Origin of the sequence: Selenomonas sp. FOBRC9 (assembly GCF_000287655.1) — a bacterium.
GTDB classification, from domain to species: domain Bacteria; phylum Bacillota; class Negativicutes; order Selenomonadales; family Selenomonadaceae; genus Centipeda; species Centipeda artemidis.
Map to the genome: position 1 here is coordinate 1 of NZ_ALJR01000041.1, position 25,056 is coordinate 25,056.

Genomic DNA, 25,056 nt, shown 5'->3' on the forward strand with positions numbered 1-25,056 from the left:
GCACTTTCCATGATTACAGGTTATTTCGCAACTAATTTGCAAAAGAGTTTCTTCTGTCTAGTTTTGAGTGAGCAAAAGTTTACTCAAGTATGCGGTGATGATGCCCGGACGGTTCCACCTGTTCCCATTCCGAACACAGCAGTTAAGCGTCCGCAGGCCGATGGTACTTCGTTGGAGACGACGTGGGAGAGTAGGTAGTTGCCGCAATATATTCCTCGGTAGCTCAGTTGGTAGAGCGTCTGACTGTTAATCAGAATGTCACAGGTTCGAGTCCCGTCCGAGGAGCCATTTTTGATTTCTCGCTGTAATTGCAGTAATAGATACAAGCGGTCAACGTCTGCCAATCACACGTCGCTCACGCTCGTGTTCTTGGGACGTTTTCGCATACGACCTGTTACCCGTTCATCGTTCGCGCTGTGCGCTCCGATTCACGGACAGGATCAGTAGTTGGGGTATAGCCAAGTCGGTTAAGGCACGGGACTTTGACTCCCGCATCCGTTGGTTCGAATCCAACTACCCCAGCCAATTTATCTCATCTCCGGATGGGATGTGTGGCGGCTGATAAAGGTTCACTAGCTCAGTTGGTAGAGCATCTGACTTTTAATCAGAGGGTCCCGGGTTCGAGTCCCGGGTGAGCCACCACTTTTTACTTTTTTAGGATACACTAGCGAAACGGAAGTTTTGATGCATCACTAGGCGCAAAAATCCCGTTTTGCGTCTCTATCATGACTCACTAGCTCAACTGGCAGAGCAACTGACTCTTAATCAGTAGGTTCACGGTTCGATTCCGTGGTGGGTCACCATTTTATGGGCGATTAGCTCAGCTGGGAGAGCGCTTGCCTTACAAGCAAGATGTCGGCAGTTCGATCCTGTCATCGCCCACCAAAGGATGCTTTTAGCACACGGCCCGGTAGTTTAGTTGGTTAGAATGCCGCCCTGTCACGGCGGAGGTCAGGGGTTCAAGTCCCCTTCGGGTCGCCATTTTTTATGCCTCGGTAGCTCAGTTGGTAGAGCAGGGGACTGAAAATCCCCGTGTCAGTGGTTCGATTCCGCTCTGAGGCACCACTTTTGACCATGTTGGTCATCTTTTGACGCAAAGGACAGTATCTTCGGCAGTTTGCTCCGATGTATCTGCCGCTGGCGTAGCTCAATCGGTAGAGCAGCTGATTTGTAATCAGCAGGTTGGGGGTTCAAGTCCTCTCGCCAGCTCCACGCGGGTGTAGCTCAATGGTAGAGCCCCAGCCTTCCAAGCTGGTCACGTGGGTTCGATTCCCATCACCCGCTCCATTATTGCCTACTGCGCCGGGGTGGCGGAACAGGCAGACGCAGGGGACTTAAAATCCCCCGGTTGGCAACAACCGTACCGGTTCGATTCCGGTCCTCGGCACCATTTTCACCTATATTGTCACGCGGTCGTGGCGGAATTGGCAGACGCGCTACTTTGAGGGGGTAGTGTTCACAAGACGTGTGGGTTCAAGTCCCACCGACCGCACCATTTTTTAGGCAGTAAATACCATTAACTAAATACAGTCACGCGGTCGTGGCGGAATGGCAGACGCGCTAGCTTCAGGCGCTAGTGATGGCAACATCGTGGAGGTTCAAGTCCTCTCGACCGCACCACGCGGTTGTGGCGGAATTGGCAGACGCGCTACTTTGAGGGGGTAGTGTTCACAAGACGTATGGGTTCAAGTCCCATCAACCGCACCATTTTGAGAAGATACCGTTACGGAATGCCGTAGCGGTTTTTTGTTTGCGATGAATATGTACTTTTTTACTATTAGAAATACCCGGCATATGCTATAATTGGAATAATTTAGTATCGGGGAGCAAATATCTATGGACAAGAAAAGCCTAACCGAACAAGAGATTCGAACAAGATATATTACGCCTGCAATCAGTCAAGCAGGATGGGCTCCGGCGCAAATAAGGGAAGAATATGCGATTACCCGGGGACGTATTATTGCAAGAGGCGGTACTTGCCGGCGGGAAAAGGCGAAGTACGCCGATTATGTCTTGTTCTTCAAGCCTCATATTCCTCTTGCCATTGTCGAGGCAAAGGACAATCAACACAGCGTTTCAGACGGGATGCAGCAGGCTCTTGATTATGCGGAGCGGCTGCTCATTCCTTTTGTATTTACGTCGAACGGAGACGGTTTTACCTTTCATAATTGTATGCCCGGTGCAGGGGATAAAGAGCAATTGATATCGTCGGAGGCGTTTCCTTCGCCCGAACAGCTGTGGCGTATGTATAAAGAGGGGATTGGGCTCACGGAGGAACAGGAAGCCGTTATTACGGAACCCTACTATACAGAGAGAGAAGATCGAAGTCCGCGCTATTACCAGCGCAATGCCATTAACCTTACGGTAGATGCAGTCGTCAGGGAGAAAAAAGACCGCATTATGCTCGTCATGGCGACCGGCACAGGGAAAACGTATACAGCCTTCCAAATTATTTGGAGACTTTGGAAAGCGGGCGTTAAGAAACGCATTTTATTTCTTGCCGATAGAAACGCCTTGATTGATCAGACCTATAGCAACGATTTCTCCCCCTTTAAGGATAAAATGACAATGATCCGCAATCGTAAAGCGGATAAATCCTATGAGATCTATCTTGCGTTATATCAAGGGCTCACAGGAGAGGATGAGAAAGACGTATTCAAACAGTTTAGTCCGACATTTTTTGATCTGATTATCATAGACGAGTGTCATCGCGGCAGTGCAAAAGCGGATAGCGCATGGCGGGAGATTTTGGAATATTTTGGGACGGCAACGCAGATCGGTTTGACCGCGACGCCGAAGGAGACAAAAGACGTTTCCAATATTGATTATTTTGGCGCGCCGATTTATATATACTCTCTCAAGCAGGGCATCGACGACGGATTTCTTGCGCCCTATCGTGTGATCCGCATCATCTTGGATAAAGATGCGGCGGGATGGAGACCCTATGTAGGACAGACGGATCGCTATGGCAACCTCATCGAGGATCGGGAGTATAACGCCGTAGATTACGACCGCACACTGGTTTTAGAGCAGCGCACGCGCATGGTCGCAAAGGTGGTATCAAACTACCTGAAAAAACATGATCTGCGCTTTGATAAAAGTATTTTCTTTTGCGTCGATACGGATCATGCGGATCGTATGCGTCAAGCGCTCATCAACGAGAACAGCGATCTGGTCGAACAAGAGACGCACTATGTCATGCGCATCACGGGCGATGATGATATTGGGAAAAAGCAGCTTGATAATTTCAGAGATGTGTCCGCGCGCTGTCCTGTCCTCGTAACGACATCGAAACTACTCACCACCGGAGTCGACGCGCAGATGGTTAAATTCATCGTACTGGATTCAAATATCAACAGCATGACGGAATTTAAGCAGATCATCGGGCGAGGTACGCGTGTGCGAGAAGATCTCGGCAAAATGTTTTTCACGATCTTTGACTTTCGCAACGTGACGAAACTCTTTGCCGATCCCGATTTTGACGGACCGAGTGAACAGGACGGCGAGTTTACACCGGGGAGCGAGGGCGATATTCCGGAGTTTCCGGGCGATAAAGACGACGCGGCGCAGCCGGATGGATCGATTCCGTCGGTACCCACACGCGAACACCGCGTAAAATATTATGTTCATAACGTTGCGGTTGAGGTTCTTGGCGAGCGTATCCAATATATTGATAAGGACGGCAATCTCATCACGGAGTCGCTCACAGACTATACGCGCCACAATATGCTGCACCAATATGCGACATTAGACGCGTTCTTGAATGCGTGGTCTGACGCAGAGCGCAAGCAGGTCATTTTAGATGAGCTGGCGCGGCAAGGAATCCTCATTGAGGAATTACAGGAACAGATCGGCAGAGAATTTGATCCCTTTGATTTGCTGTGCCATATTGTCTACGATAAACCGCTTCGTACCCGTGCGGAGCGGGCAAATCACGTGAAGAAACAGAATTACTTTGAGAAATATGGCGCACAGGCACAGCAGGTATTGTATGCGCTCCTTGATCAATATGCGGATGCAGGTATCTCTGATTTAGAGAATATGGATGTGTTGAAACTAAAACCGCTCTCTGATTTTGGGAATCCCGCCTATATTGTTACACGTATTTTCAAAGGGAAAAAAGACTTTGCAGATGCACTGAAAAAACTTGAAACGGCGCTCTATGTCGCTTAGGAGGATTTAGTATTATGGCTGTGTCGGGAACGACCAAAGCATTAAAGAACATCATGCGGATTGATTCCGGTATCAACGGCGATGCACAGTATATCGAACAGATCACATGGATGCTCTTCCTCAAGGCATTTGATTTTAAGGAAAATGAATGGGACATCACGGAGGATCAGCAGTACTATCCTGTGATTCCTGAGAAATATCGCTGGAGTGTGTGGGCGCAAGATCCGGAGGGACTCACGGGAGATGCCCTGCTCACGCATATTGATGCGATGTTCAAAGAGCTCCGCCGACTGGACATCTCGAATGATCCGAAGCATCGAAAATGGCTCGTTCGAAGCGTAATGGAGGGCGTCAATAACTTCATGAAGTCCGGGACATTACTCCGGCAGGTCCTTAACAAAATCAACGCGGATATTGACTTTAGCGATGTTCCGTCCGAGCATTTATTTAACGGGATCTATGAAGGGATGCTAAAGGATCTTCAAAGCGCCGGTAAAGCGGGGGAATTTTACACCCCGCGCCCCGTGACGCGGTTCGTCGTCGAGATGATCGAGCCGCAGCTTGGAGAATCGGTACTTGACCCTGCGTGCGGGACAGGGGGATTTTTGACGAGCGTGATCGAGCGGTATCGGGAATCCGGCGCGATCCGGACAACGGAGCAGTATCGACTGCTGCAGGAGTCCATACGCGGCATTGAGAAAAAACCGTTTCCCTATCTGCTTGGCGTGACCAACTTATTGGCACACGGCATTGATGTGCCGGACATTCGTTATGATAACACACTGCGAATCGCAACGACGGACTACACGGACAAAGATAAAGTGGACGTCATCGTTACGAATCCTCCGTTCGGCGGCGCCGAGGAAAAGTCGATCGCGCAGTCGGTTCCCGCGGAACTCCGCAATACGGAGACGGCGGATCTCTTCCTCGTGCATATCATGGCGCTGCTCAAAGACGGCGGACGCTGCGGAATGGTCTTGCCGGATGGGTTTCTGTTTGGCGTCGGCGGCGCCAAATCGGCGATTAAACGAAAACTGCTGGAGACCTGCGAGCTGCATACCGTCGTTCGATTGCCCAAGGATATTTTTGCACCGTATACCAATATCAATACGAACCTCCTCTTCTTCCGGAAGGGAAGACCGACGAAAACCGGCGTATGGTTTTACCGGTTGGAGATGCCCGAAGGGTATAAACATTTCTCAAAAACCCGTCCGATGCTGGATGCGCATTTTCAGCCTGTGCGCGACTGGTGGGAGGAGCGACAAGAGAGTGCGGTCGCCCAATTCGTCCAGATAGAAGATATTGTAAACGCAGAATATAGCTTAGATTTCTGTGGATTCCCTCAGGAGGATGAAGATATTTTATCGCCCGAGGAACTCATTGCACAATATTTGCATGAACGGGCAGTTATTTCCGATCGGATTGAAAGTATATTAAACCGTATCGGTAATGAAATGAAGCAGGAGAATGTATCATGAAAGCTGCCGAGCTGCGGCGTTCTATCTTACAGGCAGCAGTAGAAGGAAAACTCGTTCCACAAGACCCGCGTGAAGAACATGCTTCCAAACTACTCGAACGCATCCGGGGAGAAAAGGAACGGCTCGTTCAAGAAGGAAAAATAAAAAAGACCAAACAGCTTCCGCCAGTTACAGAGGATGAAATCCCCTATGAATTGCCGGAGGGGTGGTGTTGGTGTAGGCTAGATCATCTGAGTCAGCGTATACATTATGGATTTACTACATCAGCCAGTACTTATGGAAATATTCGATTGCTTCGAATAACAGATATACAAAATGATAAGGTCAAATGGGAGTGTGTGCCATATTGTACTGTTACAATGAAAATAGCAGAGGAATATGGACTCCATAAAAGAGATATTTTGATTGCCCGCACGGGGGGAACTGTTGGAAAAACATACATTGTTGTAGAAGAGGGCGTAGCATCAATATTTGCCTCGTATCTTATTCGCGTTATTTTATCACAAGTAGTCAATGAACAATATATAAAGTATTATTTACAAAGTCCATTCTACTGGAGACAAATTGGAATTCAAGCAATAGGAACCGGACAACCTAACGTAAATGGTACATCATTGAAACACCTTTTGGTATCACTCCCTCCCCTTGCCGAACAACAACGCATTGTGGATAAACTCGATGTATTGATGCTGCAGTGTGATGAACTGGAGCGCGCTGAGAAAGATCTCGATGCGCTCGACGAGCGATTTGTAGAACGTCTTCCAAAGTCTATTTTGCAGGCGGCGGTAGAGGGGCAGCTCGTCCTGCAAGACCCGCGTGAAGAACCTGCCTCGAAACTACTCGAACGCATCCGAGGAGAAAAGGAACGGCTCGTTCAAGAGGGGAAAATAAAAAAGCTCAAACCGCTTCCTCCGATCACAGAGGATGAAATCCCCTATGAACTGCCGGAGGGATGGAGGTGGTGTAGAGTTGGAAGCATCCATGATTTATTTCGTGGAATTACATTTCCGGGAACTGTAAAATCGGCGAGTCCATTTCAATCAGGGATACGATGCGCAACAACAGGGTCTGTACAAAAAGAATATAACCCTTATGCGGATGTATTCGTTCCTGAACAATATGTAAAAAGAGAATATCAATGGCTCTCTGATTATGATATCCTTGTTTCAGCAGCAAACTCAAAGGAGCTTGTGGGAAAGAGTTGCTTTTGGCTCGGAAACACTAAAATGACATTTGGAGGATTTCTGACCGTAATTCGACCGCAGGTTTCCAATATAAATATAAAATATTCATATTACGTGTTTCAATTCTTTTATAGGAGTGGGATATTTTCATCACATGCAAAACAAACGACAAATATAGCAAATTTAAGTAATCAAGCAATTTCTAATATATTGTTTCCTCTTCCACCCCTTGCTGAACAACAACGCATTGTAGACAAAGTAGATATCCTCATGGGGCTTTGTGATACCCTAAAAACCGTCGATACCGATCCCGTGGAAAACCATATGGACGCAAAGCGATTGCCTTTTATTCCTCATGAGGAGGAGGGAATGCGCTTGGCGGCGCGCGGCGATGTGATGAACCTTTCTAAAGAAGCAATACAGGCGATGAATGATCTGTTTGCAGAGGATGAGGAATGAGGGCTTGTTCTGATACGGAGGCTACAGCAAAGTATGTATTAGCCGCTATGAGCATCTCGGATGTTCCGGCGCTTCATTTGGATGAGATTGCGTCTGCGCAGCATATCAAGGTGGGGCGGAAAGTTCTGCCTGATGATGAAAGATTTAGCGGAGCGCTCCTTTTCAAGGGCACTCGAAAAGTAATTTTGCTGAATACTGCGATTGCGCATCCGGGGCGTATCAATTTTACGTTTGCCCATGAATTGGGACATCATTTTTTGGAGCATCAACCGGACATTCAGGGATCCGGGCAAGTTGGGTTTTGGTGTTCTTTGAAAGATATGGAAGAGCCGCATCGCCCACAAGAAGTTGCCGCCAACCAATTTGCGGCTGCGCTGCTGATGCCCGCCGAACAGATGCGTATCTTGATGAGTGGAGCTCCGCTTGACTATACGCTTGTGACCGGTCTTGCGCGGCATTTTTGTGTGTCCAAATATGCCTGTGCTAATCGCATTTTAGCGCTTACGACCGAACCTTGCATCATCATTCGTACGAAGGGATTTTCTATCACCGGGCAAAGTGCATCGGTAACGGCTAGAAGACGACTGCGCTCTTTAACGCAGATTCCTTTCGATACGGCGGCATATTACGCTATTTTGCATCAAAAAAATCAATTGGAGTTTACGGAGTGTGACCCACGGCGGTGGTTTGTTCAATATGATCAAAATATGCGATTATTTACATGTACGCGTGGTGATTGGATACATAATGTGGCGATGACCATATTAAAGTGGTAGAAGAAATTTAATTGCGGTCTATTAACGATCCACGGCGGCGTACCTCTAATATACAAAAAGGGCTGTAACGGAAGTGCCAAAAAACACTTTTGTTACAGCTTTTTATTGCGTAATTTGTCGGTGGAATAAAGGTCAATACTCTCCGTCGGCATAGTTGATGTCCGGTCGTGCGATGATTTTATAGCCCGAAAAAAGGGCGGAGACTTCGCTGCGGATGGCGTTTAGGATAGGGCGGTAGTCATAGCCAAAGTGGAAGGTGACGTCGAAGAAGAGTTCTTTGCGGCTGTCGTAGAGGCAGATGCCGTGAAAGCCGGCGATTGCTTTCTGTGCGGCGGCATGACGCGCTAAGATGTCGTGTACCTTTTTTGTGTTCGGCGAGGTGAAATCGATGGCGTAGAATCCTACGGTGACGATGCAGTTAAATTCTTTGAGGAGGTCTCGCTCGATTTGGAAGAGCAGGGGATAGGTTTCGCTCAAGGTTTTGCTGCCGTCGAGCTCTACGTGAATGGAACCCAGGTAGGAATCGGGGCCGTAGTTGTTGAGCCGTAAATCATGCGCGCCTAAGACGAAGGGATAGGAGCGCACCTTATCATAAATCTCTTTCGTGAGTTCGCTGTCGACACGCTCTCCGAGGAGTATGGAGCCGGTTTCTTTGAGGATGTCAAGCCCTGCTTTGATAACGGCAAGGGAGATGAGACCGCCCGCATAGGCGTCGATATTGAGCTCCCATAGGAAATAAGCGGCTGCCGAGAGGAGCGTCACGACGGAGATGAGGGCGTCGCTTCTGGCGTCGATGCCGGCGGCTTTGAGCGCGCCCGAATGCACTGCCTGCCCTACGTTGATCGTGTAATTGGCAAGGAATACTTTTGCAATGATCGTGATGATAATGATGAGGACAAAGCCCGCGGAATATTCGACCGGCGTAGGATCCAGGATGCCTTCGACGGACTCTGCGGCGGCGCCGATCCCGGCGGCAAGGACGATCGCGCCGATGATGAGGGCGGTGATGTACTCAAGGCGCCCGTGACCAAAGGGGTGTTCTGCATCCGGCAATTTGCCCGCCATCTTTGTCCCCGCGATGGTAATGATGGATGAAATGACGTCGGACAGGTTGTTGACCGCATCGGTGACGAGGGCAAGAGAGCCGGCGAGTGTGCCGACGGCAGCTTTGACGATGACGAGGAGGATGTTGGCGGCAATCCCGATGTAGGATGTGCGCAGGATGCGCGCCTCGCGTGAGCGTGCACCGGATGGAACGTTCATAATAGCTCCTTACTGTCAAGATGATATTCTGCGTGATGCGTATGATACCGGTATCTGACGTTATGCAAAGTGTATCGATCGTTTTTTGTAGACGCTATGGAGCGCCGCCTGCCGGGGAGCATCGTTAATTCATCGATTTTACCATAAAGATCCGGGGATTGCCAACGGATCATGGGAAAATCACTGCTTTGCGGTTAGGGGGAGGGGGAGACGATGCACGATTGCGATTGAAATTGACAAAATGGAAAAAGTATATGAAAATATAGTCGGTATGAATTTGACGGGGCGATAACGAGGAGATCATTGATGTGATGAAAGCGGCGAAGGAGCGGAACATGCTTGCACGAGTTCTATTATGCATTGTCTTTTTCGTTGTCATTGGCATGCCGCAGCGTGCGCTTGCTGTGCCGTCCGATCTGCCGTCGCTCCTTTTTGTGACGGCCGCGGCATCGGAGGCGGCGTACAGCGGGGAGCTCTCCGAGATGCTGCGGGCACGGCTCGTCGCAGCGGGCTGGCGCATTGAGGGCTATGAGACGCCGGGACGACGCCGGACGGTGGGGCGGTTCTTCCATATGGTGCGGATGGCGCCGGACGGCAGCGAGACGCATCTTCTTTCGTTCCCGGGGACGGAGCGCGGCAGTGATGTGTGGACGGATCTGCGCCTGGGGCGTGCGGCGTTCGGCGGGCAGACGTCGACGGAGTTCCTGGAGACGGCGAATGAACCTATTTCTGACCGCAAAGAGACGCCGCTTGTGCATCGCGGCTTCCTGGACTATACGCAGGCGGCACTTTTTACCGACATGCTCGATGAATACGGCGGGCGTACGGCGGGGGAGGTGATTGCGGCGGAGCTGCGGGCGCATCCGTCGGCAAAGATTTATCTCACGGGGCACAGTCTCGGCGGGGCGGCGGCAACCCTCGCGGCGGCACGGCTCGCGGATATGGGCGTTTCGCCCGCGCAGCTTGAGGTGGTGACGTTTGGCTCGCCTGCGCTTGGTAATGCGGCGTTTGTGCGCGCATATGCAGATAAGTTTACGCTGCATCGGGTGGTGATGCAGGGCGATCCGATGAAGGATTTGCTCGCGGCGCCGCTCGGGTTTCGGCAGTTTGGTGAGAGGATCGCGTGGCATCCCGCGCCCTCGGTGGCGGCGTTCCCCCATGCGATGATTGTGTATGTGGATGCGGCGATTCGGCAGCTCTATGACAGCACGGGGACGGACAGCTTTCTCTTTCTCGCAGCACAGCCGAATCGGGCGGCGGGACAGACGGTCTATGTTGCGCCGATCGCAGTGGATGTGGAGGGCGTGCTCGAGGCGGATGCGCCGTATATGAAGGCGCTTCTGCGCGATGCGCTCTATGCGCGTAATGCGGCAACGGTTTTCTCAGCGACAGGGAGCGGTCTCTCTGAGACGGGGCTGCTGTCGGAGCTGGAGGAGCACCTAGCGGCAGCGCAGGAGGCAGGTGCGACGATGCTCTATGCGTACCGTATCTCCGGGGCAAAAGTACGTGACCAACGAGAGACGTACCGATTGACGCTTGAGCGCGCGGTCTACGATATGGAAGGGAACCTCGTCGCGGCATCGTCGCGGTCACAGGTGACGGGGATGTTGACGCCGATTGAGACTATACTGTATCTCTTCACCCAAGACTGAGATGTGACGTGCGATATTTGCGCATGGCGTTGTCATATCGTCGAATGCTTCGCTAGGAGTAGCTTTTTACTACGCCGTCGCTCGCATTCTCCTCATTCCTAGCCCTGCATCAAATCTTGCACGTCACTCAGGTTACGGTATGACGTACACGGGATTTTCGCGCCTCGCTGTGTCACTGCAAAAATACTGCGGTTGACGTCGGTTTTAGAGCTTACCATCGTCACACCGTACGCAAATAAAAAGACACGTACGCAACGTGTCTTTGTGCTGATATAATGGTTTGTGAAGTGCTGCCACAGCGGTAGGCGGTCAAATCTTGCCCCTAATTTTGAGGGGATGGGTGCTATGAACGAGACAAATGTAACACTGTTGCTTTTTATCGTCCTTGTCGTACTCTTAACAAAAAAGTAACCGCCCCTAGCTCACAACTTTAGGCGGTTACTTTTCCGTATAAAAGATTTGGGGCTGACCGTCTGCCGGAGCACCTTTTCTAGGCATATTATACGATAAGAGACGATTGATGTCAAATCTTACATAGTGACAGGAGGTACTTTTGTGGATGCTGCGGCGCTTTGGCGACTGTTTGATATGATTGGGACGATTGCGTTTGCGGTGTCGGGGACGCTGGTCGGGATTTCGCGGCGGATGGATATCTTTGGCATCTCGGTGCTTGCTCTCGCTACGGCGGTTGGAGGCGGGATGATTCGCGACTTGCTCGTGGGGATTACGCCGCCGATGACGCTGCGCGATACGACCAATTTCCTCCTGTCGGTCGGTGTTGCCGTTATCACCTGTCTGCTCTACCAATGGACGGCGCTTCATCGGCTGCGGCGCCGGCGTCTCCTCACGGTGTTCAATGTGTCGGATACGATCGGACTTGCGGCGTTCACGGTCACGGGGACGTTGACGGGGATTCGTTTTGTGCCGGAGGGCAGCTTTGTTCTGCCGATCCTGCTCGCTGCGATCACGGCGGTCGGGGGCGGGATGATCCGCGATGTACTAGCCTCGCGGATGCCTATTGTGCTCTATGCGGAGGTCTATGCGGGGGCATCGCTTGCGGGCGCGTTTGTATTTTGCCTCCTGCGCCCTGTGCTCGGCGTAGAGGTTAATTCGTGGCTTGCCTTTACGCTGGCACTCCTGATTCGGTTTGCAGCGATTCGGGGGAATTGGAGCCTTTACCATCCCCGCCCCCCGCGCCGGAAGGCATGAAGCAGGATTTTGACGCATCGCTGTGTCATGTCGTCGAACGATTCGCTAGGAGCAGTTTTTTCTGCCCCGCCGCTCGCGTTCTCCTCATTCCGCGTGCGCTGCATCCAAACTTCTGCTTCACTCAGGTTATGGTATAAAAGATGGGATCTTGACGCCTAGCGTTGTTACTCCGAAAATCCTGTACAAAAAATCCCTCTGCCCGTATGGTGCAGGGGGATTTTGTATGCCGTTATAGCACGGCAGTTTTATTTGCAGTGGTGGTGATCGACGCCGACCATGACGGACGTCGCCTTGATGACAGCGTATGCATCGCCGCCGACTGTGAGCCCGAGCTCCTCGATGGCGCTGAGAGTGATGGTCGCACTGATGACGTCGCCGCCCTTGAGCTCAATGCCGACGATGCCGTTGACGGCGCCCTTTTCGATTGATACAACCTTGCCCTTGAGCTGGTTTCTTGCACTCAGTTTCATAAAAAGTTCCCTCCTTAATTCATAATACTTATTTATTATAACACAAAACCCTCTGTAGATTTCGTGACAAAGGTCACATTTTACAGAGGATTTTGCAGAGGAAGGTGTATCGGCAGAAAGGGTCAGCGGATGAATACGACGTTGGTGGCGTCGAGGAAGCCGCTTGCTCCGTTCTCGATCAGAACGCGGCGCGCATCGTCGGCGGAGAGGATGGGATTTGCCCCCGCATCTACGGCGACAGCGCGGACGACAAGCGGATTGCGTCCCGCACGCGTCGCGTCGGATTCGCTGCGGACATAACCCGCCATTCCGTTCTGCACAACTTTGTCGCTGTCAAGGTTCTTGTACCCGTAGATGGGACGTCCGTTGTCTGCCTTGATGACCGGGCTCATGACGGGACGCAGACCAAGTCCGCGGCAGTCGACAATGAGACCCGTATAGCTGCCGACGGCACGTCCGGAAGGCGCACTTGCAGCGGAACTGGTCGAGGGGGTGCGGCGTGCGGGCGCGGCAGGTGTTGTGTAGGTGCCGTATCCCGTGGTGTCGTAGCCGCGTCCGCCGTCGTAGGGCTCATAGACGCTGTCGGGAGATACCCATTGTGCACGCGTTTCGTTCCGTGTAAAGACGGAGCTTGCGAGTGAACCGACGCCAAAGACGGGAACCTCGAGGGTGACGGTGTAGGCACCGTCCTTCAGCGCTTTTTCACTTACGATACGTGCGCCGCGTACGAGGGCGCTGACGTGGGTGCGGACGGTGTCGTTTGCGACCATCATGTTCTCAACGGTGGTCGTGGCATCGACGTCCACGCCCTGAATCTGCTCGGCGAGCGCCCGGTAGGCGTCGGCAATAGCAGCACGTCGGGCGAGCGCACGTGCCTGTGCGGCACTGACGGTGCGCGCGGGGGCAATACCCGTCCCCTCGGCGCGGATGCTCCCGCCGTTCCAGTCAGTCGCCGCCTCCGCTGCGGGGAGCGAGATGAGCGCGAGCGCACACACGAGGAGTGCGCAGATGCCGGATTTTAATAGATGCATAGAGAAACCTCCTTGGCAATATTTGTGCTTATGCTTTCTCTAGCAATATCGCAAAGAAAGGATAAAGGAGGATGAAGCCGGGATTAGTATTCTGTGAAATCGTGGGGGAGGCGAGTTCGGGCGTGTTTTGCGGAAAAATTCCTTGCCAATGCGCCCGCGCGTGTGCTATAATGCCACATGTCGCAATCGCGATGGAGAGGTGTCCGAGTGGTCGAAGGTGCTTGACTCGAAATCAAGTGTGGTGATGAGCCACCGTGGGTTCGAATCCCACCCTCTCTGCCAGTAAAATCAATGCTCCCGAGGATTTTCCCCCGGGAGCTTTTTTGTGCCTGTTTTATAGGTGCCTGCCTCATATATGCCCGGCAGAAAACCCCGCCGAAGCATTACACCTCGGCGGGGTCGATATGTGTGCTCCAATTATAATAATGGGATGTTTTTATTTGAACGGCCACACGAGCGGGATGATCGCGACGCAGACGATGAGCGATACAAAGACGAGCGGCAGTCCGATCTTCACATAGTCCATGAAGCGGAATTTGCCGGGGCCGAGCACGAGCGTGTTCGGCGGGGTCGCGACCGGGGTCGTGAATGCGCAGGATGCCGCGATGCCGATCGCCATGACGACCGGGTACGGCGAGACGCCGATGGACTGCGCGATGGAGATGGCGATCGGCGCCAGCAGCGCCGCCGCCGCGGTGTTCGACATGAACTGCGTGAGACCGCACGAGAGGATGAACATGGCGACGACGATGAGGTACGGGGAGGGGGCGTCGCCCATCAGCCCGACGACGAAGTTCGCGATGAGTGCGCCCGCGCCGCTCTTTTCCATCGCGCTCGCTAGAGGAAGCATCCCGGCGAAGAGGAAGATGGTCGTCCAGTCGATGCCCTCGTATGCCTGCTTTTCATTCAGACAGCCGGTGAGGACGCAGAGGAGACCGCCGATGATGGCGGACATCTGCATGGGGACGTGGATATCTTTTTCAAGAACCATGGCGGTGACGACGCCGAGGAGGATCGCGGCGCAGATCATCATCTTGCGTGTGTCCTTTGCCTCTTCCTTTGCGCCGCTGCCGTCGGAGGTGTCGGAGTCGACCATGTGGCGCGGGCAGAGCTTGCGCCCAATGGTCAGCATGTAGATCATGCCCGCGATGGAGAGCGGCACGCCGATCCATGCGAATTCGAAGAAGCCGAACGGCTCAAGCCCTGTCGCCTGAAGCGTGGCGCTCATGAGGATGTTCGGCGGGGTGCCGATCATCGTGATCGTGCCGCCGACATTCGCCGCGACGGCGAGCGCCATGAGCTGCGGGGAGACGGGCAGTTTTGCCGCGGCGCAGATCTGGATGACGACGGGCATGAGGCACGCGACGGTCGCGGTGTTCGACGAGACCGAGGACAGCACGATAGTGATGAGCATCAGTGCCGCCATGAGCGGACGCTCGTCACTGCCCGACTTCTTGACGACGGCGATACCGATTTTTTGCGCGAGTCCGGTCTGGAACATTGCCGCGCCGATGATGAACATGCCGGCGAACAGGACGACGGTGGAATTTGACAGGCCGGAAAAAACCTGCGCGGGCGTGAGGACGCCCAAAAGTCCGAGTGCGATCGCCGCGCCCATGGCGGTGACGGCGAGCGGGATAATTTCGGTGGCGAAAAGAAGTGCCGCGACGGCGAGAACGCCTAATGTGAGCATTGCTGCATCCATTGATTCAACTCCATTTCTTCAGTTCTAACTGTGTTTCCATCGAAAAAATTTAGAAACCTTCTATAATGTACTTCCTGAGAGAATACATAGATGTTAATATATACACCTCCTTTATTTCATGATAATAACACATAACTTGAATTAATTCAATTCATAAATGATTTCGATTAAACTTGAATACGCTTTTCAGGAGCTCACTTCAACTTTAGATATTGAACTTTTTGTGCAAAGGCGGGGGCTTTGTGCTATAATAAGGCGGATATTGTCTTTCGATCGGATATAATCATTAGGAGTGTGAAACCACTTGTTTGGAATATCTTCCATTTTGAAGCGTTTTCTTGGCGACAACAATGATAAGGAAATTGCGCGGTATCGCGAAATCGTCGATCAAATCAACGGGTTCGAACCCGCGATGACGAACCTGACGGACGATAAGCTGACAGGCTATACACGCAGGTTCCGTGAGCAAATCGATAACGGCGCCCCGCTCGAGGAGATTCTCCCCGAGGCATTTGCGGTCGTGCGCGAGACGTCGCGGCGCGTGCTTGGGATGCGGCATTTCGACGTCCAGCTCATCGGCGGCATATGTCTGCACGAGGGGCGCATCGCGGAGATGCGCACGGGCGAGGGCAAGACGCTCGTCGCGACGACGGCGGTCTACCTCAACGCGCTTTCGGGGCGCGGCGTTCACATGGTCACGGTCAACGACTACCTCGCGCGGCGCGACAGCGAGTGGATGGGCAAACTCTACCGCTACCTCGGGCTCTCGGTCGGGCTCATCGCACACAACATGGATTTCCCGGAGCGCAAGGCGGCGTATGCCTCGGACGTTACGTTCGGCACGAACAACGAGTTCGGCTTTGACTATCTGCGCGACAACATGGTGCTCTCGGAGGGGCAGATGGTACAGCGGGATCTGCATTACGCGATCGTCGACGAGGTGGACTCCATCCTCATCGACGAGGCACGCACGCCGCTCATCATCTCCGGCCCCGGAACGAAGTCGACGGACAACTACGCCGTCATGGCAAACGCCGTGCGCCACCTCAAGGAGGGCGAGGACTACACCGTCGACGAGAAGCAAAAGACCGTCGCGCCCGCCGACAGCGCAGTGCCAAAGATCGAAAAACTCGTCGGCATCCAAAACCTCTATGCGCCCGAGAACATCGAGCTCTCGCACTGCTTCACCGCCGCGCTGCGCGCCAAGGCGCTCATGCACCGCGACCGTGATTATGTCGTGCGGAACGACGAGATCGTCATCGTGGACGAATTCACGGGTCGTCTCATGGAGGGACGCCGCTACTCGGACGGTCTGCATCAGGCGATCGAGGCAAAGGAAGGCGTGAAGATTCAGCGCGAGTCACAGACGCTCGCGAGCATCACGTTCCAGAACTATTTCCGCATGTATGAAAAACTCGCGGGCATGACGGGCACGGCAAAGACCGAAGAGAACGAGTTCCTCAAGATCTACAAGCTGCCGGTCATCGTCATCCCGACGAATAAACCCGTGCAGCGCATCGACCATCCCGACGTCATCTACAAGACGAAGGCGGCGAAATACCGCGCAGTCGGGCAGTCGGTGAAGGACATCCACGCGTCGGGGCAGCCCGTCCTCATCGGCACGACGTCCATCACGCAGTCCGAGGAGATGTCGAACGTTCTCAGGAAAAACGGCATTCCGCACGTCGTGCTCAACGCGAAATTCCATGAAAAAGAAGCCGAGATCGTCGCAAACGCGGGGCAAAAGGGTGCCGTCACGATCGCGACGAACATGGCGGGACGCGGCACGGACATCAAGCTCGGCGAGGGCGTCGAGGAACTCGGCGGACTCTTCATCGTCGGCACGGAGCGGCACGAGTCGCGGCGCATCGACAACCAGCTCCGCGGGCGTTCCGGGCGTCAGGGCGACCCCGGCGCGTCGAAATTTTTCCTCTCGCTCGAAGACGACCTCATGCGTCTCTTTGCCTCCGACCGCATCGCGAGCATCATGGACAAGCTCGGCATGGAGGAGGACGAGCCGATCGAGCACGCCATCATCACGCGCTCGGTGGAACACGCGCAGAAAAAAGTCGAAGCGCGCAATTTTGACATCCGCAAGCACGTCCTCGAATACGACGACGTTATGAACCAGCAGCGCGAAGTCATCTACGGCGAGCGGCGCAAGATCCTGTGCGGGGAGAATCTGCGCGAGAACATCCTCGCGATGGTCAAACACATCATCAAGGACGAGATGACGCAGTACGCGAACGAGAAGCTCTATCCCGAGGAGTGGCAGCTCGACGCCCTCATCGAGGACGCGGAGAAGGTCTACGCCCCGCAGGGCAGGCTGAAAAAGGAAGAACTCGAAGCGCTCGCGCGCGACGAGATCCAAGAACTCCTCGAACAGCTTGCCGAGGAGGGGTATAAGAACCGTGAGCTCATGTTCGGCGAGGAGAATATGCGCGAGCTTGAGAAGGTCGTCATGCTCCGCGTCGTCGATCAAAAGTGGATGGATCACCTCGACCACATGGATATGCTGCGTGAGGGCATCAACCTGCGTGCCTATGGACAGCGCAACCCGCTCGTCGAGTACAAGATCGAAGCACTTGAGATGTTCGAAGCGATGGAAGCCTCGATCATGGATCAGATCGCGAACCTCATGTACCATGTGAGCATCGTCACCCCGCAGACCGCGCCGCCCATGCAGAGTAATGTTGCGCCCGACGGCACGCCCGCACCCGCGCCCGTCGCCGATCCCGCCGCCGCACAGCGCGCACATGAACTCCTCGCGCGCGAGCGGTCAAAACTCGAGGATCACCTGCGCACCGCGCGCACCTCGCACGGCGGCGAGAGCGCACCCGCAGAAGCTCGCGCCGAAAAGGACGAGGACGGCAAGAAGATCGGGCGGAATGATCCGTGTCCGTGTGGGAGTGGGAAGAAATACAAGAACTGCCATGGGAAGGCGTGACGCGGGATTTTCGCGCCTAGCGTCGTCACTGTGTCGGTCGCGGCGGTCGACGTAGGTCTTAACTACGCCTTCCCTTGCGACCTCCTTGTTCCTAGCTATGCATCGAAACTTCCACATCACTCACGGTACGGTATGACGTGCGATCTTGGCGCATAACTGTGTCACTGCGGAAAATACTGCGCTTGACGTAGCTCTTAACTACGACGTCGCTTGTATTTTTCTTGTTCCTTGTTCTGCATCCAAGCTTACAGTTCACTATAGATCCTCCCTGTGAGGGAAAAGAATATTTTTGATTTTACTTTAGGAAAGAAACAACATGCTGGAAGATCTGAAACCAACACTCAATGATTTGGGCGAAAAGCTGGATCAGATGCGCATTTCCCTTGAAATCCCTGCGAAAGAGGAAAAAATCGCCGAGCTCGAATACAAAATGAGCGAGCCAACCTTTTGGGACGACGCGGCGGCGGCGCAAAAAGTCAATCAAGAACTCGCGGGACTCAAGGGCGGCGTCGACACCTACAAAGCGCTCGCCGCGAAATATGAAGACGCCGAAACCCTCTACGAGATGGGCATTGAGGAAAACGATCCCTCCATGGAGGGGGACATCCGGGCAGAGCTTGACCTCATCGCTGAGGGACTGGAGACACTCCAACTTGAGGTGCTCCTCTCGGGCGAATATGACGCGAACAACGCCATCCTCACGCTCCACGCGGGCGCGGGCGGCACCGAGGCGCAGGACTGGACGCAGATGCTCCTGCGCATGTACGGGCGCTGGGCGGAGCGGCACGGATTTACCGTCGAGACCGCCGACCTCCAGCCGGGCGACGAGGCGGGCGTCAAGTCCGCGAGCCTTTTCATCAAGGGGCACAATGCCTACGGCTTTTTGAAATCCGAAAAAGGCGTCCATCGTCTCGTCCGTATCTCCCCGTTTGACTCGCAGGCGCGGCGGCACACCTCGTTTTCCGCGTGCGACGTCATGCCCGAGATCGACGATGCCGTTGAGGTTGACATCGACATGGACGACGTGCGCGTCGACTACTACCGCGCGAGCGGTGCGGGCGGACAGCACATCAATAAGACCTCGTCCGCCGTCCGCATGACGCACGAGCCGACGGGCATCGTTGTCCAGTGCCAAAACGAACGCTCGCAGCTTCAAAACAAGGAGCAGTGCCTCAAGATGCTCCGCGCAAAGCTCTTTGAGTTGGAGCAGGAGAAAAAGGAAGAGGAACTCGCCAAACTCGAAGGCGTCCAGCAAAAAATCGAGTGGGGCAGTCAGATTCGCTCCTACGTATTCCAGCCGTATACCATGGTCAAGGACGTCCGCACGAACGCCGAGACCGGCAACGTACAGGCGGTTATGGACGGGGAGATTGATCCGTTTATTAGGGCGTATCTTAATGCAAAGGCGAACCACGACTTTTAGACGCGGCGTGCGATCTTGGCGCATAGCTGTGTCACTGCGAAAAATACTGCGGTCGACGTAGGTTTCATCTACGCCTTCCTCGCGTTCTCCTCACTTCCTAGTTATGCATCGAAACTTCCGCGGCACTTATGTTGCGGTATGACGGGGGCGCGGCGTGCGATCTTGGCGCATAGCTGTGTCACTGCGAAAAATACTGCGCTCGTAGTAGGTTTTTAACTACGACTTCGCTTGTATTTTTCTTGTTCCTTGCTCTGCATCCAAGCTTGCACGTCGCTTAGGTTGCGGCTTGATAAGGGCTTCTATCTCACATCGTGGCATGGGGGGAGCGCCTAGCGGCGTTATTTCGAAGGCAATACGTTACGCCGCCGTGATGAGATACAGGGCGCGTGACATCGTGCCGTACATGATGTGCGAATCCGTATCGCCGTTACCTATCGCACGGTGAGGGGGCGCATATCGCCGTCGCGGAGCTTTTACCCCATAGGGGCGGCGTGCTCCGGATCGTTCTTTTAGTCGGAATGTCGGCGCGCCGCGGCACTGCCCGGCGCATGATAGACCGCCGGGTGGTGCGGCGCAGTATCTGAGCATACCGTCGGTGACGCGCACGTCGTTTGCGCAGCGACAAGAATGCGTCTGCGAACCGGAGATGCCGAAAAAATGCCTCATTTGCGCAGCAGCGAGAAAGATACCCTGAGCCGCTATACGTTGCATACCTCGCTTGCACAGCGACGTCGATATGCGCCCACGACCCAAAGACACCGCCGCGCATTCATCCCACAAAATACCCAAAGGAGGGACGCTCCCATGTGGAAAGCCGCCGTCACACTGCTCATCGTCGTTATCATCGCCGCAGGGGCGATGCTCGCCCTCCCTGCATTCGCCACGAACCTCATCGTTGATGCCCTGCGTGAGCAGACAGCGGCAGAGGACGTGCAGATTTCCATCACGGACAGCCCGCGTCTCATCTTCGGTGAGATCGGTGCGGTGGACGGCGTCATGCGGCAAGGGCGCATCGGCAAAATCTTTGTCCGCGAGCTCACCATTACGGGAACAGGGCTGCACATCGCACCCATGACGCTCCTGACAGAACACAAGGCTGTCCTCACCTCTGCCGAGACGGCGGAGCTGCGCGGCGTGATCGACGCGGAGGCGATCCGCGAGCTGATTACAAAATCCTCGGGGAAATTCGAGGATGTCGCCGTGACCGTAACGCCTGCGGGCGTTACCGCGACCGCAAAGACCAAGGCGCTCGGGCAGATCTTTGACGTGACGCTCGAGGGCGCGTTCGAGGTCGTTTCGGGCGATCTTTACTACAAGATTCGCCGCATTTCGGCGCGCGGGCGCGGCATGAATACGCTCAGCCTCGACTCCCTGTTTCCCGACGTCGTTGTCGCGCGTGCCGATGCGCTCCCCCTCGGGCTTACCTTTCGGAGCGTAGAGGCGCGCGATGATGTCGTTATCGTGACGGCGGGTAAAGACGCACCGTGATTTTCGCAGCGGAGAAGGAAGGTTCATGAAGAAATTTCACTATCATCCCGTGCTGCTCGCAGCCATATTCATTGGACTTATTGCCTCGCTTGTCATCGGTATGCAGCGCCACGCCGTCGAGGAGGAGAGCCGTACGGTGGAGCTCGCCATCGACTATGAGGGGCTCTTGGAGCTCGCCGCGCGCGAGGGACTGTCCGCGGACGAGGTGTTCGCGCGTGCGAAGGACGCGGGCATCACATCGCTCGCCGTCTACGAGACGACGTTTAAGAAGTTCAACGTGAACGGCAAGGCGGTTGCACTCACGGGCGCAGACATCCTCGCGCGCTACCATGCGGGGATGCTGACCAATCCGCTGTGGCGCGCAATGGTCGAGGACGGGAAAATCGTCGGGACGGAGATCTACATCGTCGGGCATGATGCGGCGGCATTCGCAGAGCTCAAGGACGATCTCTTCCGCAGGTTCGGCGCACAGCGCGTGACCGTCCACACAGTCGGAAGCGACGAGGTCATCGCGGTCAAGGACTATTACGAGGCGTTCGAAAAGCGCAACATCGGCTTGCCGAGCGATGAGCTGCGCGCTGTGAATGCGGCAGGGTTCGACGTCATCGCGCGTCCGTCGAACTATCATACGGCAACGTCCGATGACGTGCGGGCGGTCTTTGCGCGGCTCGACGGTATCCGTGTCTTGGACATTGTATTTTCGGGGACGGAGACGCTCGGCGCGCCGAAAGCACTCCAAACGACCATCGACGAGATGCGCGCGCGCAATTTAACGCTCGGGCTTATCGAGGGCGTGACGCAGCTGCAGTTTTACAACCAACAGGGCATGGAGGAGATCGCAAAGGGCGTCGGCTACGATCATGTCGCACGTCTCTACTCCATCCCGAAGGACGAGCTGACCAAGCTCAAGATCGACGCCGCCGTTGAGCGATGGGTGACGACGGACGAGGAGCGCAACATCCGCATCAACCTCCTGCGCATCTACGAAGATCCTGCGCCGAATATGTCGCTGCTCGAAACGAATATGAAGTATTTTTCCGATACGAGCGCGGCGCTGCGTGCGCACGGATTCAAAATTGGAAAAGCAGGGACATTTGCCGCCTACGAACCGCCGCGCATCCTGCGTGCTCTTGTCATCATGGGTGTTGCGGCGGCGGGCGTGCTCTACCTCTCGCTCGTTGTGCCCGCACTGAACCGCAGGCGGCGCGCCGTCCTGCTCTTCTTTGCCATCGCTGCGCTCATCGGGATGATGCCGATCCTGCTCGGCGCGGGGAGCAAAATTCGGATTCTCGCGGCGCTCGCGAGCGCCAACCTCTTCCCCGCGCTCGCGATGGTTGGCCTCCTCGACCTCCTGCGCGGCAGGCGGTTCCAAAAGGACGCCCCCGTATGGCGCATCATCGTCGCGGGGCTGATACTGCTCTCCATCACAAGCGCGCTCTCGATGATCGGCGCGTCCTATCTCTCGGGCGCGCTCGCCGATACGCGCTACTTCCTTGAGTTCGACATTTTCCGCGGGATCAAGCTGACCTTTGTCCTGCCGATGATCCTCGTCGCCGTCGCCTTCATGCAGCGGTTTGACATTTTTGACGGACGATTTGATGCCTCTGCAGGCGTCATGGGTCAGGTGCGCGAGATTTTGGACACCCCTGTGCGCGTCGGTTCGCTGCTCGGCGCGCTCGTGCTCCTTGGTGCGCTCGTTGTGCTCGTTCTGCGCAGCGGACACACCTCGGGGATGCCCGTGCCGGGCGTCGAGCTGAAACTGCGCGCCTTCCTTGAGCAGCTGTTCTACGCGCGCCCGCGGACGAAGGAATTTCTCATCGGACACCCTGCGTTCCTGCTTGGCATTTATGCGGCGGCGCGGCGCTGGAAGACGATGGTCGTCTTTGGACTCGTCCTCGTTGCCACCATCGCACAGGGCTCGATGGTCGAGACATTTGCGCACATGCGCACGCCGATCGAGATGTCGCTCGTGCGAGGCATCGGCGGCGTCCTGCTCGGGGGGGCAATCGGCGCCATGCTCGTCCTGCTCGTCGCGGCGTGGAACCGATTGCTGGAAAAGGTCAAGGTGGCATGATGCAGAGGGAACACAACCAATACTATGGGATCGAAGGAACGGAGGGGATTTGACCCGATGAAGCGGATCGTCGTATCGGGGTACTACGGCGCGAAGAACGCGGGCGATGAGGCGATGCTCGCGGCGATGCTGGAGGTGCTCGGAGACCTAGACCCGGAACTTCATATCACGGTGATCTCCGCCGATCCCGTCGATACGCGCCGCAGGCACGGCGTTGAGGCGATCGGCTCGTTTGACGCGGGGGCGATTTTCTCTGCCATGCGCCGCGCCGATCTCGTCGTCAGCGGCGGCGGGAGCCTCCTGCAGAACGTCACGAGTGGGCGCAGTCTGTACTACTACATGGCGGTGATCTTCCTCGCGCTGATCCTCGGGAAACGCGTCATGCTCTATGCGCAGGGGATCGGTCCCGTCACGGGCGCATTTGCCTGCCGCGCGATGCGCTGGCTCGGCAACCGCGTGTCGCTCATCACCGTGCGCGACGAGGGCTCCATGGCGGAGCTGCGGCGGCTCGGCATCACGCGCACACTGATGGAGTGCACCGCCGACCCTGTGCTCGGCATTCATCCCGTCGGGCGCGAAGCGGGGCGCGCCATTCTTGCGCATTACGGCGCAGACGGTGCAAAGCCCGTCGTCGGCATCTCCGTGCGCGACTGGCAGGGGTGGCAGCATTATAAAGAAGTGCTCGCCGAGATCAGTGACGCTGTCGTTTGCGAGCTCGGCGCGCGCGTCGTCTTTCTCCCCATGCAGTACCCCGAGGATGTGCGCACGGCAGAGACCGTGGCAGCCCGCACACATGAGGAGTGCACCGTCCTCACCGACGAATACACGACGAGCGAGCTCCTGTCCCTCGTCGCGAACATGGATCTCATGATCGGCGTGCGACTGCACGCACTCATCTTCGCCGGCGTCATGGGCGTCCCCATGATCGGCATCTCGTACGACCCAAAGGTCGACCGCTTCCTGCGCTCCATCGGCGAAAAACCCGTCAACGACCTGCAGGACATCACAACCGCAAGCGTCCTCAAAGAAGTTCGGCGCAAATGGAACGAGCGCCTCAGCTTCGCCGAGACGAGCGGCGAACTCCTCGCCCGGATGCGCACACTCGCCGCGCGCAACGCAGAACTGGCACTGCGGCTCGTTCATGAGCATTGAGCAATAGAAACCGGGCTTGCATCGCCGGAGAAATCCGACGGTGTAAGCCCGGTTTCTATTTATTTGTCCTCGCTGTGATCTATTGTCATACACACAAAAACGGAGAAACCGTTCGGTTTCTCCGTAGACTGTCGTTGATGGTGGAGACGAAGAGGATTGAACTCTCGACCCCCAGATTGCGAACCTGGTGCTCTCCCAGCTGAGCTACGTCCCCACGACTGACAAGGGACATTATAACGCGGCACCGGGAAAAAATCAAGCTCTTTTTTCTCATCGGGGGCAAAGCTTGTGTTGGGTTCATGGTAAAATGAAGTGGGACAGAAAAAAAGGACAGGCAGCGCTCAATGTGTTACAATGTTTTCACCACAAAAACAGAACAGAAGGTGCTGCCATGTCCCATACTCATTCTACCACAACCACGCGCTCATATAAACACCTAGACCCATATCGGCGCGGACAAATTTTTGCCCTCCTATCCACCGGTATGTCAAAGACTGACATTGCAAAGCAGGTGAAGATCTCCCGCTCTACCTTGTATCGGGAGATTACACGCGGCACTGTGACACAAATGC

General features: G+C 54.9%; 16 protein-coding genes, 15 tRNA genes and 1 rRNA gene. 27 read left to right on the plus strand and 5 right to left on the minus strand.

Annotated features, from left to right (window positions below; translation table 11 throughout):
• The first annotated feature begins 90 nt into the window (after nt 1-90).
• The 18 genes from rrf to HMPREF1147_RS09880 all read left to right on the plus strand — a co-directional run bounded on the left by rrf (nt 91) and on the right by HMPREF1147_RS09880 (nt 8,070).
• Nucleotides 91-207: ribosomal RNA gene (gene rrf, locus HMPREF1147_RS09795) — 5S ribosomal RNA — on the plus strand.
• A gap of 5 nt (nt 208-212) precedes the next feature.
• Nucleotides 213-288 (plus strand) — tRNA-Asn (locus tag HMPREF1147_RS09800).
• Nucleotides 289-448: 160 nt separating this feature from the next.
• Nucleotides 449-525: transfer RNA gene (locus tag HMPREF1147_RS09805), tRNA-Gln, on the plus strand.
• A 41-nt stretch (nt 526-566) separates the two neighbouring features.
• Nucleotides 567-642: transfer RNA gene (locus tag HMPREF1147_RS09810), tRNA-Lys, on the plus strand.
• 85 nt (nt 643-727) lie between these two features.
• Nucleotides 728-803 (plus strand) — tRNA-Lys (locus HMPREF1147_RS09815).
• 6 nt (nt 804-809) lie between these two features.
• Nucleotides 810-885, plus strand: a tRNA-Val gene (locus HMPREF1147_RS09820).
• Between the two features lie 19 nt (nt 886-904).
• A tRNA-Asp gene (locus HMPREF1147_RS09825) sits at nt 905-981 on the plus strand.
• A gap of 8 nt (nt 982-989) precedes the next feature.
• Nucleotides 990-1,065 (plus strand) — tRNA-Phe (locus HMPREF1147_RS09830).
• 71 nt (nt 1,066-1,136) lie between these two features.
• Nucleotides 1,137-1,212: transfer RNA gene (locus tag HMPREF1147_RS09835), tRNA-Thr, on the plus strand.
• Between the two features lies 1 nt (nt 1,213).
• Nucleotides 1,214-1,287 (plus strand) — tRNA-Gly (locus tag HMPREF1147_RS09840).
• 14 nt (nt 1,288-1,301) lie between these two features.
• A tRNA-Leu gene (locus HMPREF1147_RS09845) sits at nt 1,302-1,390 on the plus strand.
• Nucleotides 1,391-1,409: 19 nt separating this feature from the next.
• Nucleotides 1,410-1,495: transfer RNA gene (locus HMPREF1147_RS09850), tRNA-Leu, on the plus strand.
• Between the two features lie 39 nt (nt 1,496-1,534).
• Nucleotides 1,535-1,620, plus strand: a tRNA-Leu gene (locus HMPREF1147_RS09855).
• Between the two features lies 1 nt (nt 1,621).
• Nucleotides 1,622-1,707: transfer RNA gene (locus HMPREF1147_RS09860), tRNA-Leu, on the plus strand.
• A 129-nt stretch (nt 1,708-1,836) separates the two neighbouring features.
• Nucleotides 1,837-4,173, plus strand: a complete 2,337-nt coding sequence (gene hsdR / locus HMPREF1147_RS09865) for an EcoAI/FtnUII family type I restriction enzme subunit R (RefSeq protein WP_009658745.1) — start codon at nt 1,837-1,839, stop codon at nt 4,171-4,173.
• Between the two features lie 14 nt (nt 4,174-4,187).
• Nucleotides 4,188-5,651 (plus strand): class I SAM-dependent DNA methyltransferase, encoded by a 1,464-nt coding sequence (locus HMPREF1147_RS09870; RefSeq protein WP_009658755.1) that lies wholly within the window; start codon nt 4,188-4,190, stop codon nt 5,649-5,651.
• A complete protein-coding gene (locus HMPREF1147_RS09875) occupies nt 5,648-7,294 on the plus strand; it encodes a restriction endonuclease subunit S (protein WP_009658751.1) in 1,647 nt (548 codons plus the stop codon). Before HMPREF1147_RS09870 ends, HMPREF1147_RS09875 begins: the two co-directional genes overlap by 4 nt.
• Nucleotides 7,295-7,341: 47 nt before the next feature.
• Nucleotides 7,342-8,070 carry an ImmA/IrrE family metallo-endopeptidase gene (locus HMPREF1147_RS09880; RefSeq protein WP_009658749.1) on the plus strand — a complete coding sequence of 243 codons (729 nt, stop codon included), beginning with the start codon at nt 7,342-7,344 and terminating at the stop codon, nt 8,068-8,070.
• Between the two features lie 132 nt (nt 8,071-8,202).
• Here HMPREF1147_RS09880 and HMPREF1147_RS09885 read toward each other — a convergent pair whose 3' ends face one another.
• Nucleotides 8,203-9,333 carry a cation diffusion facilitator family transporter gene (locus HMPREF1147_RS09885; RefSeq protein ID WP_009658757.1) on the minus strand — a complete coding sequence of 377 codons (1,131 nt, stop codon included), beginning with the start codon at nt 9,331-9,333 and terminating at the stop codon, nt 8,203-8,205.
• A gap of 311 nt (nt 9,334-9,644) precedes the next feature.
• Between HMPREF1147_RS09885 and HMPREF1147_RS09890 the strand changes: the two genes are divergently transcribed.
• Nucleotides 9,645-10,985, plus strand: a complete 1,341-nt coding sequence (locus tag HMPREF1147_RS09890; protein WP_009658758.1) for a triacylglycerol lipase — start codon at nt 9,645-9,647, stop codon at nt 10,983-10,985.
• 555 nt (nt 10,986-11,540) lie between these two features.
• Nucleotides 11,541-12,194: a trimeric intracellular cation channel family protein gene (locus HMPREF1147_RS09895; protein WP_009658752.1), complete on the plus strand. Its 654-nt coding sequence runs from the start codon at nt 11,541-11,543 to the stop codon at nt 12,192-12,194.
• 245 nt (nt 12,195-12,439) lie between these two features.
• Here HMPREF1147_RS09895 and HMPREF1147_RS09900 read toward each other — a convergent pair whose 3' ends face one another.
• Nucleotides 12,440-12,664 carry a molybdopterin-binding protein gene (locus HMPREF1147_RS09900; RefSeq protein WP_009350094.1) on the minus strand — a complete coding sequence of 75 codons (225 nt, stop codon included), beginning with the start codon at nt 12,662-12,664 and terminating at the stop codon, nt 12,440-12,442.
• 122 nt (nt 12,665-12,786) lie between these two features.
• On the minus strand, nt 12,787-13,695 hold the full coding sequence (locus HMPREF1147_RS09905) for an LPP20 family lipoprotein (RefSeq protein WP_009438294.1): 909 nt from the start codon (nt 13,693-13,695) through the stop codon (nt 12,787-12,789).
• 193 nt (nt 13,696-13,888) lie between these two features.
• Here HMPREF1147_RS09905 and HMPREF1147_RS09910 point away from each other — a divergent pair.
• Nucleotides 13,889-13,977 (plus strand) — tRNA-Ser (locus HMPREF1147_RS09910).
• A 154-nt stretch (nt 13,978-14,131) separates the two neighbouring features.
• Here HMPREF1147_RS09910 and HMPREF1147_RS09915 read toward each other — a convergent pair.
• A complete protein-coding gene (locus tag HMPREF1147_RS09915; RefSeq protein ID WP_009658754.1) occupies nt 14,132-15,400 on the minus strand; it encodes an SLC13 family permease in 1,269 nt (422 codons plus the stop codon).
• Nucleotides 15,401-15,704: 304 nt separating this feature from the next.
• On the opposite strand from HMPREF1147_RS09915, the gene secA reads away from it, so the two are divergent.
• From secA to csaB, 5 genes are all read left to right on the plus strand, one after another.
• A complete protein-coding gene (gene secA / locus HMPREF1147_RS09920; RefSeq protein WP_009658746.1) occupies nt 15,705-18,347 on the plus strand; it encodes a preprotein translocase subunit SecA in 2,643 nt (880 codons plus the stop codon).
• A 316-nt stretch (nt 18,348-18,663) separates the two neighbouring features.
• Nucleotides 18,664-19,770, plus strand: a complete 1,107-nt coding sequence (gene prfB / locus HMPREF1147_RS09925; RefSeq protein ID WP_009658748.1) for a peptide chain release factor 2 — start codon at nt 18,664-18,666, stop codon at nt 19,768-19,770.
• An 804-nt stretch (nt 19,771-20,574) separates the two neighbouring features.
• A complete protein-coding gene (locus tag HMPREF1147_RS09930; protein WP_009658747.1) occupies nt 20,575-21,258 on the plus strand; it encodes a hypothetical protein in 684 nt (227 codons plus the stop codon).
• A 25-nt stretch (nt 21,259-21,283) separates the two neighbouring features.
• A complete protein-coding gene (locus HMPREF1147_RS09935; protein WP_009658756.1) occupies nt 21,284-23,332 on the plus strand; it encodes a DUF5693 family protein in 2,049 nt (682 codons plus the stop codon).
• A 57-nt stretch (nt 23,333-23,389) separates the two neighbouring features.
• Nucleotides 23,390-24,484 carry a polysaccharide pyruvyl transferase CsaB gene (csaB, locus tag HMPREF1147_RS09940; RefSeq protein ID WP_037351439.1) on the plus strand — a complete coding sequence of 365 codons (1,095 nt, stop codon included), beginning with the start codon at nt 23,390-23,392 and terminating at the stop codon, nt 24,482-24,484.
• Between the two features lie 138 nt (nt 24,485-24,622).
• On the opposite strand, the gene HMPREF1147_RS09945 is transcribed toward csaB, so the two are convergent.
• Nucleotides 24,623-24,698, minus strand: a tRNA-Ala gene (locus tag HMPREF1147_RS09945).
• Nucleotides 24,699-24,875: 177 nt separating this feature from the next.
• Between HMPREF1147_RS09945 and HMPREF1147_RS12425 the strand changes: the two genes are divergently transcribed.
• A partial coding sequence (locus HMPREF1147_RS12425; RefSeq protein ID WP_369791750.1) for a helix-turn-helix domain-containing protein occupies nt 24,876-25,056 on the plus strand: 181 nt, incomplete at its 3' end.